Here is a 14,232-nt window from a genome sequence, read left to right on the forward strand (position 1 = left end):
TGGTGGCGCGCATGCCCGTAGTTGAGCGGCTGCGTGCTTGTCTGTGGTTGAGTGGCGCGCTGGTCCGCCGCTGAGTGGTGGCGCGCATGCCCGTAGTTGAGCGGCTGCGTGCTTGTCTGTGGTTGAGTGGCGCGCTGGTCCGCTGCTGAGTGGTGGCGCGCATGCCCGTAGCTGAGCGGCTGCGGGCTTGTCTGTGGTTGAGCGGTTGAGCGGTGGCGCGCTGGTCCGCTGCTGAGTGGCGGCGCGCTGGTCCGTGGCCGGTAGCGGCACGCGCTCCCGTAGCCGGTAGCGGCAGGCGTGCCGACAGCTATACGGCGCAGGCCGGTTACTTCAGTGCGCTCGCCACCAGGCGTGCCGCCCTCTTCACCCTCGGGCGGACCACCCTGCGTACCGTCGGGCGGATCACCCTGGCCGTCACCCCCACCGGCTTCCAGCGGACTTGCAGGCGGCCCGGGCCGTGGCCCTCCGGTTCCACCGTCAGGTGATGGGAGGGGACGCGGGTCGTCAGCGTCGGGAAGGTCAGGGGCGCCAGCAGCAGGCCCGTGTGGGACAGGCCCTGGTGCTGGAGGCGGAGCAGCGGGTGGCGGATTCCGGCGAAGCCCTGGAGGGGGAGCGGGGCCGCCGCGAGGTCGAGGTGGACGTGGCCCTCGAAGAGGCCGGGGCGCACGGGGGCGAGACGGAAGTGGACGCGGAGGCGGCGGCCGCCCGGGGCGATGAGGAGCGTCGCGCGCTGAGGGCCGACGGGGAGGCGCAGCGCCGGGTCCCAGGTGCGGATCGTGAGGTCGATCGACGCGCCCGGGCCTCGGGTGATCTCCTTGATCTCGTGGCGGAACTGGGCGCTCGGGAAGGGGCGGGTCTCCAGCTCCAGATCGGAGATGTCCAGTTCGCGGCGTGACCACTCCGACTCGGGGATCCGGTCCCCCCAGTAGGTGCGGCCGTCCCCGTCGGTGACCACACGCCTCGGTGCCACCCCGTGTCCCAGGCCCCGGGCCGCCAGACGCGCCTCGGGCAGCCGGCGGTCGCGGATCAGCTGGATGACGACGCGTTCGGCGCGCGGGAGACGTGCGAACGCGCCCGGGGTGAGTGTGTCGAGGTAGGGGGTGACGATGTCCGCGAAGGACGTCAGCCAGGCGTCGTCCCGGTAGGGCAGGTCACCGGCGTACATCCGCACGTCGTGCTTGAGGAACTTGTGGTCCTTGTCCTCGCGCAGCGACTCGTGCCCGCTCTCGGCGAGGAACGCGTCGATGAGGTGTTGGACGTGGACCCGGTCCCGGACGTTGGCGAGCTTGTGCCGCTGGTTGGATATCGAGGCCGCCTCGGAGGCCGCGAAGGGCGCCACGTACCAGCGGTAGACCGGCTCCGGGATGATCGTGAAGCTCTTGGCCAGGCAGTACGCCTGCGCGGAGAACAACTGGTCCTCGTAGTGGATGCCCTCGGGAAAGCGCAGGTCGTGCCGGTCGAGGAAGGCGCGGGCGTACATCTTGCTCGTCGACAGGTGCTCGAAGAGCAGGCGCGGGTCGGCCTCGATGCCGTCGAGGGTGCGACGCTCGGCGACGAGGTGCGGCATCCAGGTCGAACGGCGGCCGTTGTCCACCCGGACCCGCTGCACCGCGCCCATCGCGAAGTCGATCTCACGTTCGCGATGGGCGGCGAGCAGAAGTTCGACGGCGTTGTCGGGGAGTTCGTCGTCGCTGTCGAGGAACATCAGGAACGGGGCGCGTGCGATCCGCAGGGCGCGGTTGCGGGGGGCGCTGCAGCCGCCGCTGTTCCGCTCCAGGCGGAGGTGGCGGACCCGGGGGTCCTGGGCCGCCAGCCGCTGGGCCACCGCCGGGGTCTCGTCCGTGGAGTGGTCGTCGCTGATGACGATCTCGATGTTGGTGTGGGTCTGGCGGCGGACCGATTCGACCGCGCGGGTGAGCCGTTCGGCGTCGTTGTAGACGATGACCGTCACGGTGACGTCGGGGGTGCTCATGCGCTCGCCTCCTGCGGGCTGGGGGCCGGGGTGCGTTCCTCGATCGGCACCACGGGCGGCAGTTCGCGTTCGTCCTGGCCGAGGAAGACCCGGCGCACGACGCGTTCGGCGGCGCGTCCGTCGTCGTACTCGCAGAACCGGCGCCGGAAGACGGCCCGGGTCTTCGTCGCGCCCTCGTCGCGCCAGGCCTCCGTGGTGAGGATCTCCGTCAGTTCCTGCTGGGTGCGGGCGACCGGGCCCGGGGCCTCCGCCATCAGGTCGAAGTAGACGCCCCGGGTGGTGCGGTACGTCTCCCAGTCGTCGGCGTGGATCACGATCGGCCGGTCGAGGTTGGCGTAGTCGAACATGATCGAGGAGTAGTCCGTGACCAGGACGTCCGCCGCCAGGCACAGCTCCTCGACCGGGTCGTAGGAGGAGACGTCGATGATCCGGCCCGTGCGGCGCAGGTTGGTGAGCGGGGAGGCGGCGCCGCCGTAGAAGTAGTGGCCGCGCACGAGCAGGACCGTGTCGTCGCCCAGGCGGTCGGCGAGGGCGGCGAGGTCCAGGCGCGGGGTCCAGCCGGCCTCGTAGTCGCGGTGGGTGGGCGCGTAGAGGACCGCACGGCGGCCCGGGGCGATGCCGAGGCGGTCGCGGACCGCGCGGATGTCGTCGGCGCCGGCCGTGTAGTAGACGTCGTTGCGCGGGTAGCCGTGGTCCAGGGAGACGTAGCGCGACGGGTACGCGCGCTCCCACATGCGGGTGGTGTGGCTGTTGGCGGAGACGCTGAAGTCCCATTTGTCGATGCGCTCCAGCAGGGCCCGGAAGTCCAGGCCCTGCGCGGCGGCCGGGAACGCCATCTGATCGAGGCCCATGCGCTTCAGGGGGGTGCCGTGGTGGGTCTGGACGTGGATCGCGTCCGGGCGTTTGACCACCGCGTTGGGGAAGTTGACGTTGTTGACGAGGTACTTGGCCGTCGCCAGCACCTCCCCGTAGCGGCGGCTGCCGGGCACCACGTGGTCGGTGCCGGGCGGGAGGAGGGCCGCGTTCTCCTCGGTCACCACCCACACCGCGTGGATCTGCGGGGCGAGTTCGGCGAGCTTGGCGGCGATCGCGGCCGGATTGCAGGCCACGCCGCGGTTCCAGTACGCCGAGAACACCGCGAGATGCGGGTTGACGGGGCGGCCGAGCGCCCTGCGGTACTGGTGGTCGCGGAGTTTGGCGCCGGCCCGGCGCTTCCGGGTCCGTACGGCCGACCTGGCGGTGCGGCGGGTGCGGTTGACGGCCTGGAAGGCCCGGTACTTCGTGTACGCGCCCTCCTCCAGCAGGGAACGGCGGACGCCTTCGAGCCCTGCGGGGCGGCGGTGGCCCTCGGGGCGGCGGCGCAGGGCGGCCAGGGACGCCCGGCGGAAGAACTCCCGCGCGACCTCCTCCGGCATACCGCCGCGGGCGAAGGTGCGCAGGCAGTCGCGGACCATGACGTCGTAGAGCACGGTGTGCGCGGCGCGCCGGTCGCGGGTGAGGTCGAGGAGGGACTCGTAGCGTTCGACGAGGCCGTAGCGCTGCTCGGGTGTGACCGGGGGCAGGCTCGCGGGGCGCAGCCGGCGGTCCTCGTAGGCGACGTGCGGCAGGCAGGCGACGCGGTCGGCGAGCAGCAGGGCGGCCAGGGCGGCATACGGCTCGTCGTCGGTGGCGAGCCGGTGCTCGTGCGCCCGCCAGAAGTCCGCGCGCAGGACGCGGGTGCCCAGCAGCGGGGTCAGCCGCAGCAGGGGCGCGCAGTCGTCGAGGGCGACGTCGGCGCGGCCCGCCCGGGCGAGGAGCGGGCCGTCCGGGGAGGGCATGCCGGAGGTGTGCCAGGTGCTGCGGACGTGGTCGAGCAGGAGGACGTCGACTTCGCCGGGCAGTTCGGCCACCCGCTCCGCGACCGTGCGGGGGGCGCCGGCGGGCAGGCCGTCCTTGGCGTGCACGAAGTGCAGCCAGCGGCCGGACGCCCGGGCCGCGCCCGCCGCCCGGGCCGCCGCGTCCCCGGTGCCGTCCGGCAGCGGCACGACCTGGACGTCGGGGGTGTGCCGCTCGGCCGTCTCCCGGGCCCAGTCGCCGACCGCGGCCACGATCACCTCGGCGTCCGCGAGGGGGTGGGCGGCGAGGGAGCCGAGGAGTTCCGTCAGATGGTCCTGGACGTTCGGTCCGTGGACGATGACACTGAGCTCGGCCATCCTGGGGACCCCTCTCACAGCTGCACCGTATGCGGTCATGCTGCCATCAATGAGACAAAAGGGCCGACCGGGTGGGCCTCACGAGGGAACGGCGGTCTTCGGCTTGGGCTTGGTGTCCCCGGTGAACGCCTCGTACTCCTTGAGGACGTCCTCGGTCGGTCCGTCCATGCGCAGTTCCCCGCGCTCCAGCCACAGCACCCGGTCGCAGGTGTCGCGGATCGACTTGTTGTTGTGGCTGACCAGGAACACCGTGCCCGCGTGCTTGCGCAGCTCGCGGATGCGCTGCTCCGAGCGCTTCTGGAAGGAGCGGTCGCCGGTGGCCAGCGCCTCGTCGATCAGCAGGACGTCGTGGTCCTTGGCGGCGGCGATGGAGAACCGCAGCCGGGCGGCCATGCCGGAGGAGTAGGTCCGCATCGGCAGGGTGATGAAGTCGCCCTTCTCGTTGATGCCGGAGAAGTCGACGATCTCCTGGTAGCGGTCCCTGACCTGCTCGCGGGACATGCCCATGGCCAGGCCGCCGAGGTGCACGTTGCGCTCGCCGGTCAGGTCGTTCATCAGGGCCGCGTTGACGCCGAGGAGGGAGGGCTGGCCGTCGGTGTAGATCCGGCCGTTCTCCACGGGGAGGAGTCCGGCGACGGCCTTCAGCAGGGTCGACTTGCCGGAGCCGTTGGTGCCGATCAGGCCGATCGCCTCGCCACGGTAGGCGACGAAGGAGACGTTCTTCACGGCGTGCACCCGGCGTACGCCCGACGCCCTCTCGGTCTGCTTGCGGCGCACGATGCGGTTGAGGGCGGCGGTGGCCGAGCCGCGTCCGGAGCCGGTGCCGTTGACGCGGTAGACGATGTCGACGCCGTCGGCGACGACGGTGGGGATCTTCTCGCTCGGGTGCTCAGCCACGGCCGTACGTCTCCTCAGCCTTCCAGAAGTAGATGAAGCCGCCGACACCGGCGACCAGCGCCCAGCCGGCGGCGAGCGCCCACACGTGTGCGGGGAGCTGGCTCGCGTGGAAGCTGTCGATCAGGGCGAAGCGCATCAGGTCGATGTAGACGGCGGCCGGGTTGGCCGCGAGGGCGATGGTCACCGCGTGGGGAAGGCTGTCGTTCTTCGCCAGCTTGTCGATGCTCCACATGACACCCGAGACATACATCCAGGTGCGCAGCACGAACGGCATCAGCTGGGCGATGTCGGGGGTCTTGGCGCCCATCCGGGCCATGACCATGGAGACGCCGGCGTTGAACGTGAACTGCAGGAACAGCGCCGGCAGTGCCAGCAGCCACGACACTCCGACCGGCACGCCGAAGCAGAGCAGGATGACGATCAGGGCGCCCATCGAGAACAGCAGCTGCTGGAGCTGCTGGAGGCAGAAGGAGATCGGCAGCGCGGCGCGTGGGAAGTGCAGGGCGCGCACCAGGCCGAGGTTGCCGGAGATGGCGCGGGTGCCCGCCATGATCGAGCTCTGTGTGAACGTCCAGATGAACACGCCCGTGACCAGGAACGGGACGTAGTCCGGCACGCCGTGCTTGGTGCCGAGCAGCACGCCGAAGATGAAGTAGTAGACCGCCGCGTTCAGCAGGGGGGTCATCACCTGCCAGACCTGGCCGAGCTTCGCCTGGCTGTACTGGGCGGTGAGCTTGGCGGTGGCGAACGCGGTGATGAAGTGGCGGCGGGCCCAGAGCCGGCGGACGTACTCGGGCAGGGAGGGCCGGGCGCCGCTGACCGAGAGGCCGTGGCGGGCGGCGAGGGCCGCGAGGTCGTCGTCGGCCGGGGCGGGGGTCTGGGGCGGTGTGTGGAGGACCGTACTCACATCCGCTGCTTTCGCTCGGGGGGACGGGGTGGGGCCTGGGTGCCGTGAGGCTCCGGAGGGGGTGGTCCTTACCGGGCTCTTCACGAATTCTTACGTCGGGACGGGACCGTATCGTCGCAACGGGAGCGTACGACGGGCGAACGTCGGAACGCAACCGTTTCGTCGTGACGCCCTATGCTGTCGGCATGACGACGAAGCCCGACGAGCCCCAGCAGCCGCCGCGCCGCCGGGCCCCCGCGGGGGCCGCCGTACTGCGGCAGGACGTGACGGAAGCGATCCGGGCGGCCGTCTTCGAGGAACTCGCGGCCGTCGGCTACGCGCGGATGTCCATCGAGGGGATCGCGCGCCGGGCGGGCGTCGGGAAGACGGCGGTCTACCGCCGCTGGCGCTCCAAGCTGCACCTGGTGCTGGACATCGTCTCGGCGCTCGCCGTGCAGGGCCTGCCCGCGCCGGACACCGGCTCCCTGGAGGGCGACCTGCGGCTGCTCTACGAGGTGACGTCCCGTGCCCTGCGCCACCCCGTCGCCTCGCAGGTCATCCCCGATCTCCAGGCCGAGGCGGCCCGCAACCCCGACATCGCCGAGGCCCTGCAAAAGGCCCTGCGGGAGGGCCAGGACGGCGTCGCCACCGGCATCGTGACGGCGGCGGAACGCCGCGGCGAGCTCCGCGAGGGCATCGACCACGACCTGGCCCTCGACCTGATCTCCGGCCCGCTGTACTGGCGTTCGGTGGTGATCCGCAGCCCGAAGCTGCCGAAGGGGTATCTGGCCGCGCTGGCCCGTGCCACGTCGGAGGGGCTCAAGGCGCTGTAGGGCATCACCCTGGCGGCTCGCTGAGGGCGGCCGCGGCCGCCCTCAGCCAGGGCCCGAGGCGTCGTGAAGCGACCCCACCTCGCCGAAGAGGCCTCGCCTCGGCGGGTGTGCGCTTCGCCCGGGTGGGCGTGTGTTTCGCGGATGGGGGCTCGCCCGGCGGGTGTGCTTCGCCGATGTGGGCTCGCTCGGGTGGGCGTGTGTTTCGCGGATGGGGGCTCGCCCGGCGGGTGTGCTTCGCCGATGTGGGCTCGCTCGGGTGGTGTGTGTTTCGCGGATGGGGGCTCGCCTCGGTGGCGGTGCGCCCCGGCTGAGCGCGCCCCCCGGCTGCGAGCTCACCCGGCGTGAGCCGCCCTCGAGTGAGCCCCGGCAGCCTCCCGGGGACTCATTACTCGTCTCGGGCGGATCGGCTCCGCCACCCGGGGACTCATCGCCCGCCTCGGGGGAATCAGCTCCGCCACCCGGGGGCTGATCCGCCTGCCTCGGGCGGATCAGCTCCGCCCCGCTCCCGGATGCAGCCGCAGCCACCCCTCCCACGCCGACGTGATCATGTCCTGCACGTCGTGCCTGGCCTTCCAGCCCAGCTCCGTGGCCGCGCGGTCGGCGGAGGCGACGACCCGGGCCGGGTCACCCGCACGCCGGGGTGCCACGGTGGGCGGCCGGTCGTGGCCGGTGACCGCGTTGATGCGGTCGATCATCTCGCGCACGGACACGCCCTCGCCCCGGCCGATGTTCAGCGTGAGAGCGCGGCCGGGGGAGGAACGCAGGACCCGGGCCGCCGCGACATGGGCCTCGGCCAGGTCGACGACGTGGATGTAGTCGCGCACACAGGTTCCGTCGGGGGTCGGGTAGTCGTCGCCGAAGATCCGCGGCGGCGCGTCCTGCGTCAGCTTCTCGAAGACCATGGGCACGAGGTTGAACACCCCGACGTCCGCGAGCTCCGGGCCCGCCGCGCCCGCCACGTTGAAGTAGCGCAGGCACGCGGTCGACAGCCCGGTCGCCCGCCCCGTCGCGCGGACCAGCCACTCACCGGCCAGCTTGGTCTCGCCGTACGGCGACATGGGCACGCACGGCGTCTCCTCCGTCACCAGGTCCACGTCCGGCATGCCGTACACCGCCGCCGAGGAGGAGAAGACGAAGGACGGCACCCGCGCCGCCGTCACGGCGTCCAGCAGGACCCGCAGGCCCTCGACGTTCTCCCGGTAGTAGTGCAGCGGCAGGTCGACCGACTCGCCCACCTGCTTCTTCGCCGCGAGATGGACGACGCCGGTGACCGCGTGGTCCGCGAGGGCGCGGACCAGCCGCTCGGCGTCCAGGGTCGAGCCCACCACCAGCGGCACCCCGTCGGGCACGCGCTCGGCGATACCGGTGGACAGGTCGTCGTACACCACCGCCTGTTCCCCCGCCGCGGTCATCGCCCGTACGACGTGCGCGCCGATGTAACCGGCGCCGCCGGTGATCAACCAGGTCATGTGCGGCCGTCCCCTCGTCAATCGACCCGTGGTGTGGTGGTGCTGTGCGGCTGCTGCGTCGCGCTCTCAGTGAAGCAGGCGGCGCAGTCGTGCGCGGGCGACCGACAGCACACCGCGTACGCCGGGGGCCACCCGCAGCGCCAGCGCCCCGGAGTGGGTGGTGTACGGCTGTACGAGTACCACGCCGTGCCGGGCGCTCGGGACGGCGCTGCGGCGCAGCAGACCGGCGCCCGTGAGCGCGTGCGCGGTGACGTCGCGGCTCGCGCCGTCGCGGAAGCGGATGCGAAGGCGCAGGTCCCAGGTGCCCACGCCGCGTGCCGCCAGCGCGGCGAGGTCGACGGTCGTCTCCGCCCACCAGGTGCCGGCGTCCCCGGCGGTACCGGAGCCCGTCGCGGACGGCACGAGCGCGACGGGCGCGCCCCGGAGCGCCACGTCCTCGTCGTCCCGGTGCCGCCACCGCGTCTCCACCGTCTCCGGTCCCGCCTGCGCCACGCGCCCGTACAGCTCGTGCAGGCACAGGCGCAGCCGGGTGTCACGCGCGCGTGGCCGAAGCTCCCCGTCGACGGCGAGGGGCAGCGCCCGCACCGGCCTGTCCCGCAGGGGTTCCAGGGAGACCTGGGGGAGGCCGTCCGACCACACGGGCGTGCCGTCCGCCGCGCGGGCGTACGGCGGGCACAGACGGGCCGGGCGGGCCGCCAGTTCCCGCAGCCGGGGCAGGTCGCGCGGTTCCGGGGAGGCCAGGAGGACCCGCCCGGCCAGCCGGCCGGGAGCGCCCGGGTTGCGCGCCCAGTCGTCGGCGTCGTACTGCGCGAGATGGGACCGCGTGAGCTCCCACCAGGCACGCCGGTAGGCGGCGTCGCGCAACCCCAGTTCACGCAGGTACATCCGCAGGTCGTGGTCGAGGAACTTGGCGCGCACGGCCCGCGCGAGTTCCTTGTGCCCGGCGCCCAGCAGCACTTCGTGCGCCTGTCGGCAGGCCTCCGTGCGGGCCCGCCAGTTCTCGACGCCGGCCCGGTCCAGGGAGATCGACAGCCGTTCGGCGGACCGGCGCACGTGCCACACGTAGACCCGGTCCGGGATCAGGACGATGCGGGGGGCCGCGGCGAGCACGCGCGCGGTGAAGACGACGTCCTCGTACGGGAAGCGGCCCTCGGGGAAGCGGATGCCGTGCGCGCGCAGGAAGCCGGTGCGGTAGAGCTTGTTGACACAGAGCGTGTCGTGGACCAGGCGGGGCCGCTGCGCGGGATGCGGCACCACGGTGTGCAGCGCGTAGAGGCCCGCCTGCCAGGGGATCTCGCGCCCCGACGGCACCTCACGGCGCACGCACAGGCCGCCCGCGACCTCCGCGCGCGCACCCGAGACCGCTTCGAGCAGCGCGTCGACCGCGCCGGGCGGCAGGACGTCGTCACTGTCCAGGAACATCACGTACGGCGCGGTCACCGCGTCGAGTCCGGTGTTGCGCGGGGTGCCGCAGCCGCCGCTGTTGACCCGGCGGCGGATCACCCTCAGGCGGGGCTCGGAGGCGGCGAGCCGGTCGAGCAGGCCGACGCTGCCGTCCGTGGAGCAGTCGTCGACGGCCACCACCTCGCGCACGGCCGGGCCCTGGGCGAGCGCCGAGCGCACGGCGTCCGTCACATGGGCGGCGTCGTCGTAGCCGATCACCACGACGGCGACCTCGGCGAGCGGTCTCCCGGTGCCGGTCTCGGCATACTTCACGGCATTCATCACGACGGATGGTAAGCCGGGCGAATGACATGAAAGTGATAACACACCATCAAACCCGGCTAAATGCTCTTAAACACCACAGAATCGGGCCGTGAAGAGCGGACAGGCGAGGGGGAGCGGCCGGTTCGGCGCGGGTGTGGTGCCCGTGGCGGTGCCCATGGCGGTGATGCTCGCGATCGGGCTGTGGGGGCTGGACCGCGGCGGCATGTGGGGCGACGAGAGTGTCACCTTCCAGGTCGCGCAGCGCACGGTCCCGCAGATCTGGCGGCTGCTGCACGACGTGGACGCGGTGCACGGCCTCTACTACCTGTTCATGCACGCCGTCCTCACCGTCCATCCCGGCGAGGTCGTGCTGCGCCTGCCGTCGGTGTGCGCGGCGACGGCGACGGCGGGTCTGGTCGCGGCCCTGGGTGTCCGGCTGGCCGGGCCCCGGGTCGGTCTGTGGGCCGGTGTCCTCTGGGCGATCACGCCGATGGCCGGCCACTACGCCCAGGAGGGACGGTCGTACGCGCTCGTCGCGGCGGGCGTGGCGGCCTCGACGCTGCTGCTCCTGAGGGCTGTGGACGGGGTGGGTGGCCGGGGCTGGGGGCCGTATGGGACGGTCGTCGGCCTGACCTGTGCGCTGCACGAGCTGGCGGTTCCGGTGCTGTGCGCGCACGCGGTGACGCTGGCCCTGCTGCGGGCGCCGAGGGGGGTCTGGTCCGGCTGGGGGCGGGCGGCGGTGGCGGTGGCGCTGCTGCTGGCGCCGCTGGTGTGGGTGTCGCAGGGGCAGTCCGGGCAGGTGGCGTGGCTGGTGGCGCCGGGGTGGGACCGGGTGGAGAGGCTGGCCGGGAACTTCTTCCCCGGCCCGGCGGGGCCGGTGTTCTGGGGGTCGCTGCTGCTGTCGGCCGTGGGGCTGGGGGAGCGTCGGACGGCGGCGGTCGCGCTGCCGCTGCTGCTGGTGCCGCCGGCGATCCTGATGACCGTGTCGCAGGTCCGGCCGCTCTACCACGACCGGTATGTGCTCTACGCGCTGGCGGGTGCGTCCCTGCTGGTCGCGGCGGGGGCCGGGCGGGTGGCCCGGGCTCTGGGACGGGTGCGGTTCGACGGGCGGCGGATGCGGGTCGGCGGTCGGCGGGTGCACGCCCTGCTGGGGGTCGCCGGTGTCCTCGCCCTGGTCGCCACCTTCCTGAGCCAGTTGCCCGTGCATCGCCAGGACCGTGCCGCCGCCCACCGCCCGGACAACCTCGCGGTGGTCTCCGCGCTCGCCGTCCGGCACCTGCGGCCCGGCGACCCGGTGCTGTTCGTGCCGTCGGTCGGCAGGCTCGCCGCACTGGCCTACCCGAAGGGGTTCGGGCGGACGCGCGACATCGCGCTGCGGGAGTCCGCCCCCCGCTCCGGGACGCTGTGGGGCCGGGAGGCGACCCCCGGGGAGCTGCGCCGGCGGCTCGCCTCGGTGGACCGCGTCTGGGTCGTCTCCGAGCCGTACGCGCTGGACCCGCGCTGGTCCCCGGCCGACCCGGTCGAGCGCGCCAAACTCGCCGTGCTGAGGGAGGAGTTCGCCGTCCGGGAGGAACACGCCCGGGACGGCGTGGTGCTCCGCCTGCACGTCCGGCGGCAGCCGGCGGACGAGCCGCCCGGCGTGCCGCCCGGTGCCGCTACGACGGCCCGCCTGCCGGTGAGCCGCCCTGCGGCTCCGCGAGCGCGGCCGCGTCCAGGGCGGTGGTGAGCTCGTCGAGGCGGGCGCGCAGGGCGCGGATCTCGCCGGGGTCGAAGCCGGTCGAGGCGGCGATCCGGCGCGGCACCGGAAGCGCCCGCCCGCGCAGGGCGACACCCTCCCCGGTCAGCCGCACCTCCACCGACCGCTCATCGCGCGCGCTGCGCTCCCGGCGCACCAGACCGGCCGCCTCCAGCCGCTTGAGCAGCGGCGACAGCGTGCCCGAGTCGAGCCGCAGGTGCTCGCCGAGCTTCTTCACGGGCAGCTCGTCGTGCTCCCAGAGCACCAGCATCACCAGGTACTGCGGGTAGGTGAGCCCGAGGTCCTTGAGGATCCGGCGGTAGACGCCGTTGAAGGCGCGGGAGGCCGCGTGCAGGGAGAAACAGATCTGCTGGTCCAGGCGGAGCCAGTCGTCGTCGGGCGCGTTCATGCCTCCAGGGTAGCTTGCGCCCGTCATTCAATTGCGCACAACTTAATTGTGTGCTCTAATTCTGGGTGCCGGGCGGCCCGGAAGCGGGCCGCCGCACCATGACATCAGAGGGAAGGTCTTCCATGGACGCGCTCTACACCGCTGTCGCCACCGCCACCCACGGCCGTGACGGCCGCGCCGTCAGCTCCGACGGCGTGCTGGACCTCGCCCTGGGCGTGCCCCAGGCGATGGGCGGCAACGGCCAGGGCACCAACCCCGAGCAGCTCTTCGCCGCCGGTTACGCCGCCTGCTTCGGCAGCGCCCTCGGCCTCGTCGGCCGCCAGGCCAAGGTCGACGTCAGCGACGCCGCCGTGACCGCCGAGGTCTCCATAGGCAAGCAGGGCGAGGGATTCGGCCTCGCCGTCACGCTCCGCGTGGAGCTGCCCGACAGCGTGGACGAGGCGACCGGCCGCAAGCTGGTCGACCAGGCCCACCAGGTCTGCCCGTACTCCAACGCCACCCGCGGCAACATCGAGGTCGACCTCGTCATCGAGTGACCCCGCGGGCCCGCGGAGATCACTCCCCGACCCGCGCCAGCACCTCTCCCGTCCGTCTGCTCCACGCCACCACCACGGCCTCCTCGGGCACCGGGTGCCAGCGCGTCAGCAGCAGCCAGCGCACGTGATAGCGGCGGACGACGGCGGACCGCTCGGCGCGGGTCGAACCCGGGGCCAGATAGGCACGGACATCGGCCGCCCGGCGCTTCCGGGTCCGCTCGTCCAGGGCCGGGTCGGGCCAGATGGGAGCCGCCAGGTTCGGCCCGTACCCGGCGATGGCGTGAGAGGCGAAGTACCCGTCGGTGATCACGACCTCGCCGGGCCCGATGTGCCGCGCCGCCCAGTCGTACGACGGCCAGCGCGTCGGCTGGGTGAACCCCACCGGGTCGACCGAGCGCGGCACGACCGCCCCGGCGTGCACGGTGACGAACCCGACGCACGCCCCGGCCACCACCGCCCCGCCCAGCACCCGCCTGGCCCGGCTCCAGGGCCGCGGCGCCGCCAGCTCCACCGCCAGCGCGAACTGCAGCGGCACCAGCGCGGCCCACAGGGCCCGGGCGTACGTGTAGTGCCCGCTCACCCAGCCGTACGCCACCAGCAGGCACTCCAGCAGGAACATCCACACCAGCGGATCACGCGGGGACCTGCGGGCCCGCCGCCACAGCGCGGGCAGCCCGAGCAGCGCCAGCCACGCGTTGGCGAGCATCCTCTCGTAGAGCTGCCGGTGCATCGCGTCCATGCCGGTGTCGCCCACCAGCGTCAGGACGTCGTAGTACGGCCAGGTCAGGGCGGCCGTCGCGCAGGCCGCCGCGGTGAGCGCCCAGCGTGCCGCGACCGGCCGGCGCCAGCCGCGCTGCCGTGACGCCACGATCGCCACCGCCCCGGTCAGCGCGGAGGCCGCCGTCACGGGATGGGTGAGCAGGATCAGCCCGTACAGGGCGCCGATCCCGGCGTACCCCCACCAGCCGCCGATTCCGCTCGGGCCGACGAACCGCACGGCGGGGGCGTCGTCCCGCGCGCGGGTGCTCGTCCAGGCCCACGCCCAGAGCGTCAGGCCGATCGCCAGCGCGGACGGATAGCCCAGGTTGGTCGTCATCGACATCAGCCCGAGGTAGCCGCTCCACAGGATCCGCGCGGTGCCCCACAGCAGCGTCATGCACAGCAGCGCCCACACCGGCGCCCAGGGACGCGCGGTGAGGGTCCGCACGAAACGGCCGAGCCCCGTCAGCAGCACCAGCAGGTGCACCGGCCCGGCGAGCTTCACGACCTCCCAGCCCGACAGCCCCGTCAGCCGTGCCAGCACGCCCTGGGCGACGGCGTACGGACCGTAGTACGGGCTGCCCTCACCCGGCAGATCGGCCATGGTGTGGGCCGGGTGCAGCAGATCGGCCTTCAGTCGCTCGACGACCGCCGCGTGCTGTCCGGCGTCGCAGCACAGCGGGATCCGCCAGTACGCCAGCGCCATCACCAGCCACAACAGGGCGCCGTAGAGCTGATATGGGGTGAGCCGCCCGGCACGGCCGCCGCGCAGGGCCGTCGCGCCGCGCACGGCCCGCCGGACGAGGACCGGGGCGCTCACAGGAGGGGGGAGGAGGT

At 73.1% G+C, this 14,232-nt stretch carries 11 protein-coding genes; 3 read left to right on the top strand and 8 right to left on the bottom strand.

What is annotated here, in order from left to right; genetic code table 11:
- Positions 1-325 precede the first annotated feature (325 nt).
- The 4 genes from ABTX62_RS24020 to ABTX62_RS24035 form a co-directional block, all read right to left on the bottom strand.
- Complete coding sequence (locus tag ABTX62_RS24020; RefSeq protein WP_352118124.1) at positions 326-1,972, bottom strand: glycosyltransferase family 2 protein; 1,647 nt, start codon at positions 1,970-1,972, stop codon at positions 326-328.
- On the bottom strand, positions 1,969-4,164 hold the full coding sequence (locus ABTX62_RS24025; RefSeq protein ID WP_352118125.1) for a CDP-glycerol glycerophosphotransferase family protein: 2,196 nt from the start codon (positions 4,162-4,164) through the stop codon (positions 1,969-1,971). Before ABTX62_RS24025 ends, ABTX62_RS24020 begins: the two co-directional genes overlap by 4 nt.
- A gap of 78 nt (positions 4,165-4,242) precedes the next feature.
- Complete coding sequence (locus ABTX62_RS24030; protein ID WP_352118126.1) at positions 4,243-5,061, bottom strand: ABC transporter ATP-binding protein; 819 nt, start codon at positions 5,059-5,061, stop codon at positions 4,243-4,245.
- Entirely contained in the window at positions 5,054-5,968 is a 915-nt protein-coding gene (locus ABTX62_RS24035; RefSeq protein WP_352118127.1) for an ABC transporter permease, read from the bottom strand. Before ABTX62_RS24035 ends, ABTX62_RS24030 begins: the two co-directional genes overlap by 8 nt.
- A gap of 185 nt (positions 5,969-6,153) precedes the next feature.
- Here ABTX62_RS24035 and ABTX62_RS24040 point away from each other — a divergent pair, with 185 nt between their 5' ends.
- On the top strand, positions 6,154-6,780 hold the full coding sequence (locus ABTX62_RS24040; RefSeq protein WP_352118128.1) for a TetR/AcrR family transcriptional regulator: 627 nt from the start codon (positions 6,154-6,156) through the stop codon (positions 6,778-6,780).
- A gap of 488 nt (positions 6,781-7,268) precedes the next feature.
- On the opposite strand, the gene galE is transcribed toward ABTX62_RS24040, so the two are convergent.
- Positions 7,269-8,249, bottom strand: a complete 981-nt coding sequence (gene galE, locus ABTX62_RS24045; RefSeq protein WP_352118129.1) for a UDP-glucose 4-epimerase GalE — start codon at positions 8,247-8,249, stop codon at positions 7,269-7,271.
- 66 nt (positions 8,250-8,315) lie between these two features.
- Positions 8,316-9,974 carry a glycosyltransferase gene (locus ABTX62_RS24050; protein WP_352118130.1) on the bottom strand — a complete coding sequence of 553 codons (1,659 nt, stop codon included), beginning with the start codon at positions 9,972-9,974 and terminating at the stop codon, positions 8,316-8,318.
- A gap of 157 nt (positions 9,975-10,131) precedes the next feature.
- Here ABTX62_RS24050 and ABTX62_RS24055 point away from each other — a divergent pair, with 157 nt between their 5' ends.
- The gene (locus ABTX62_RS24055; RefSeq protein ID WP_352118161.1) at positions 10,132-11,682 is read left to right on the top strand and encodes a glycosyltransferase family 39 protein; all 1,551 of its coding nucleotides are present in this window, start codon (positions 10,132-10,134) and stop codon (positions 11,680-11,682) included.
- On the opposite strand, the gene ABTX62_RS24060 is transcribed toward ABTX62_RS24055, so the two are convergent.
- Positions 11,612-12,100: a MarR family winged helix-turn-helix transcriptional regulator gene (locus ABTX62_RS24060; RefSeq protein ID WP_352118131.1), complete on the bottom strand. Its 489-nt coding sequence runs from the start codon at positions 12,098-12,100 to the stop codon at positions 11,612-11,614. The two genes, ABTX62_RS24055 and ABTX62_RS24060, sit on opposite strands and share 71 nt — an antisense overlap.
- A gap of 122 nt (positions 12,101-12,222) precedes the next feature.
- Between ABTX62_RS24060 and ABTX62_RS24065 the strand changes: the two genes are divergently transcribed.
- A complete protein-coding gene (locus tag ABTX62_RS24065; RefSeq protein ID WP_283973033.1) occupies positions 12,223-12,636 on the top strand; it encodes an organic hydroperoxide resistance protein in 414 nt (137 codons plus the stop codon).
- A gap of 19 nt (positions 12,637-12,655) precedes the next feature.
- On the opposite strand, the gene ABTX62_RS24070 is transcribed toward ABTX62_RS24065, so the two are convergent.
- A complete protein-coding gene (locus ABTX62_RS24070) occupies positions 12,656-14,215 on the bottom strand; it encodes a hypothetical protein (RefSeq protein WP_352118132.1) in 1,560 nt (519 codons plus the stop codon).
- Between the last annotated feature and the right edge of the window lie 17 nt (positions 14,216-14,232).

The organism is Streptomyces sp. NPDC096046 (assembly GCF_040303285.1).
Lineage (GTDB): Bacteria > Actinomycetota > Actinomycetes > Streptomycetales > Streptomycetaceae > Streptomyces.

Coding starts and splice junctions, on each gene's coding strand:
- ABTX62_RS24020 (WP_352118124.1), bottom strand. CDS start 1,972: ATGAGCACCCCCGACGTCACCGTGACGGTCATCGTCTACAACGACGCC.
- ABTX62_RS24025 (WP_352118125.1), bottom strand. CDS start 4,164: ATGGCCGAGCTCAGTGTCATCGTCCACGGACCGAACGTCCAGGACCAT.
- ABTX62_RS24040 (WP_352118128.1), top strand. CDS start 6,154: ATGACGACGAAGCCCGACGAGCCCCAGCAGCCGCCGCGCCGCCGGGCC.
- galE (WP_352118129.1), bottom strand. CDS start 8,249: ATGACCTGGTTGATCACCGGCGGCGCCGGTTACATCGGCGCGCACGTC.
- ABTX62_RS24050 (WP_352118130.1), bottom strand. CDS start 9,974: ATGAATGCCGTGAAGTATGCCGAGACCGGCACCGGGAGACCGCTCGCC.
- ABTX62_RS24055 (WP_352118161.1), top strand. CDS start 10,132: ATGGCGGTGATGCTCGCGATCGGGCTGTGGGGGCTGGACCGCGGCGGC.
- ABTX62_RS24060 (WP_352118131.1), bottom strand. CDS start 12,100: ATGAACGCGCCCGACGACGACTGGCTCCGCCTGGACCAGCAGATCTGT.
- ABTX62_RS24065 (WP_283973033.1), top strand. CDS start 12,223: ATGGACGCGCTCTACACCGCTGTCGCCACCGCCACCCACGGCCGTGAC.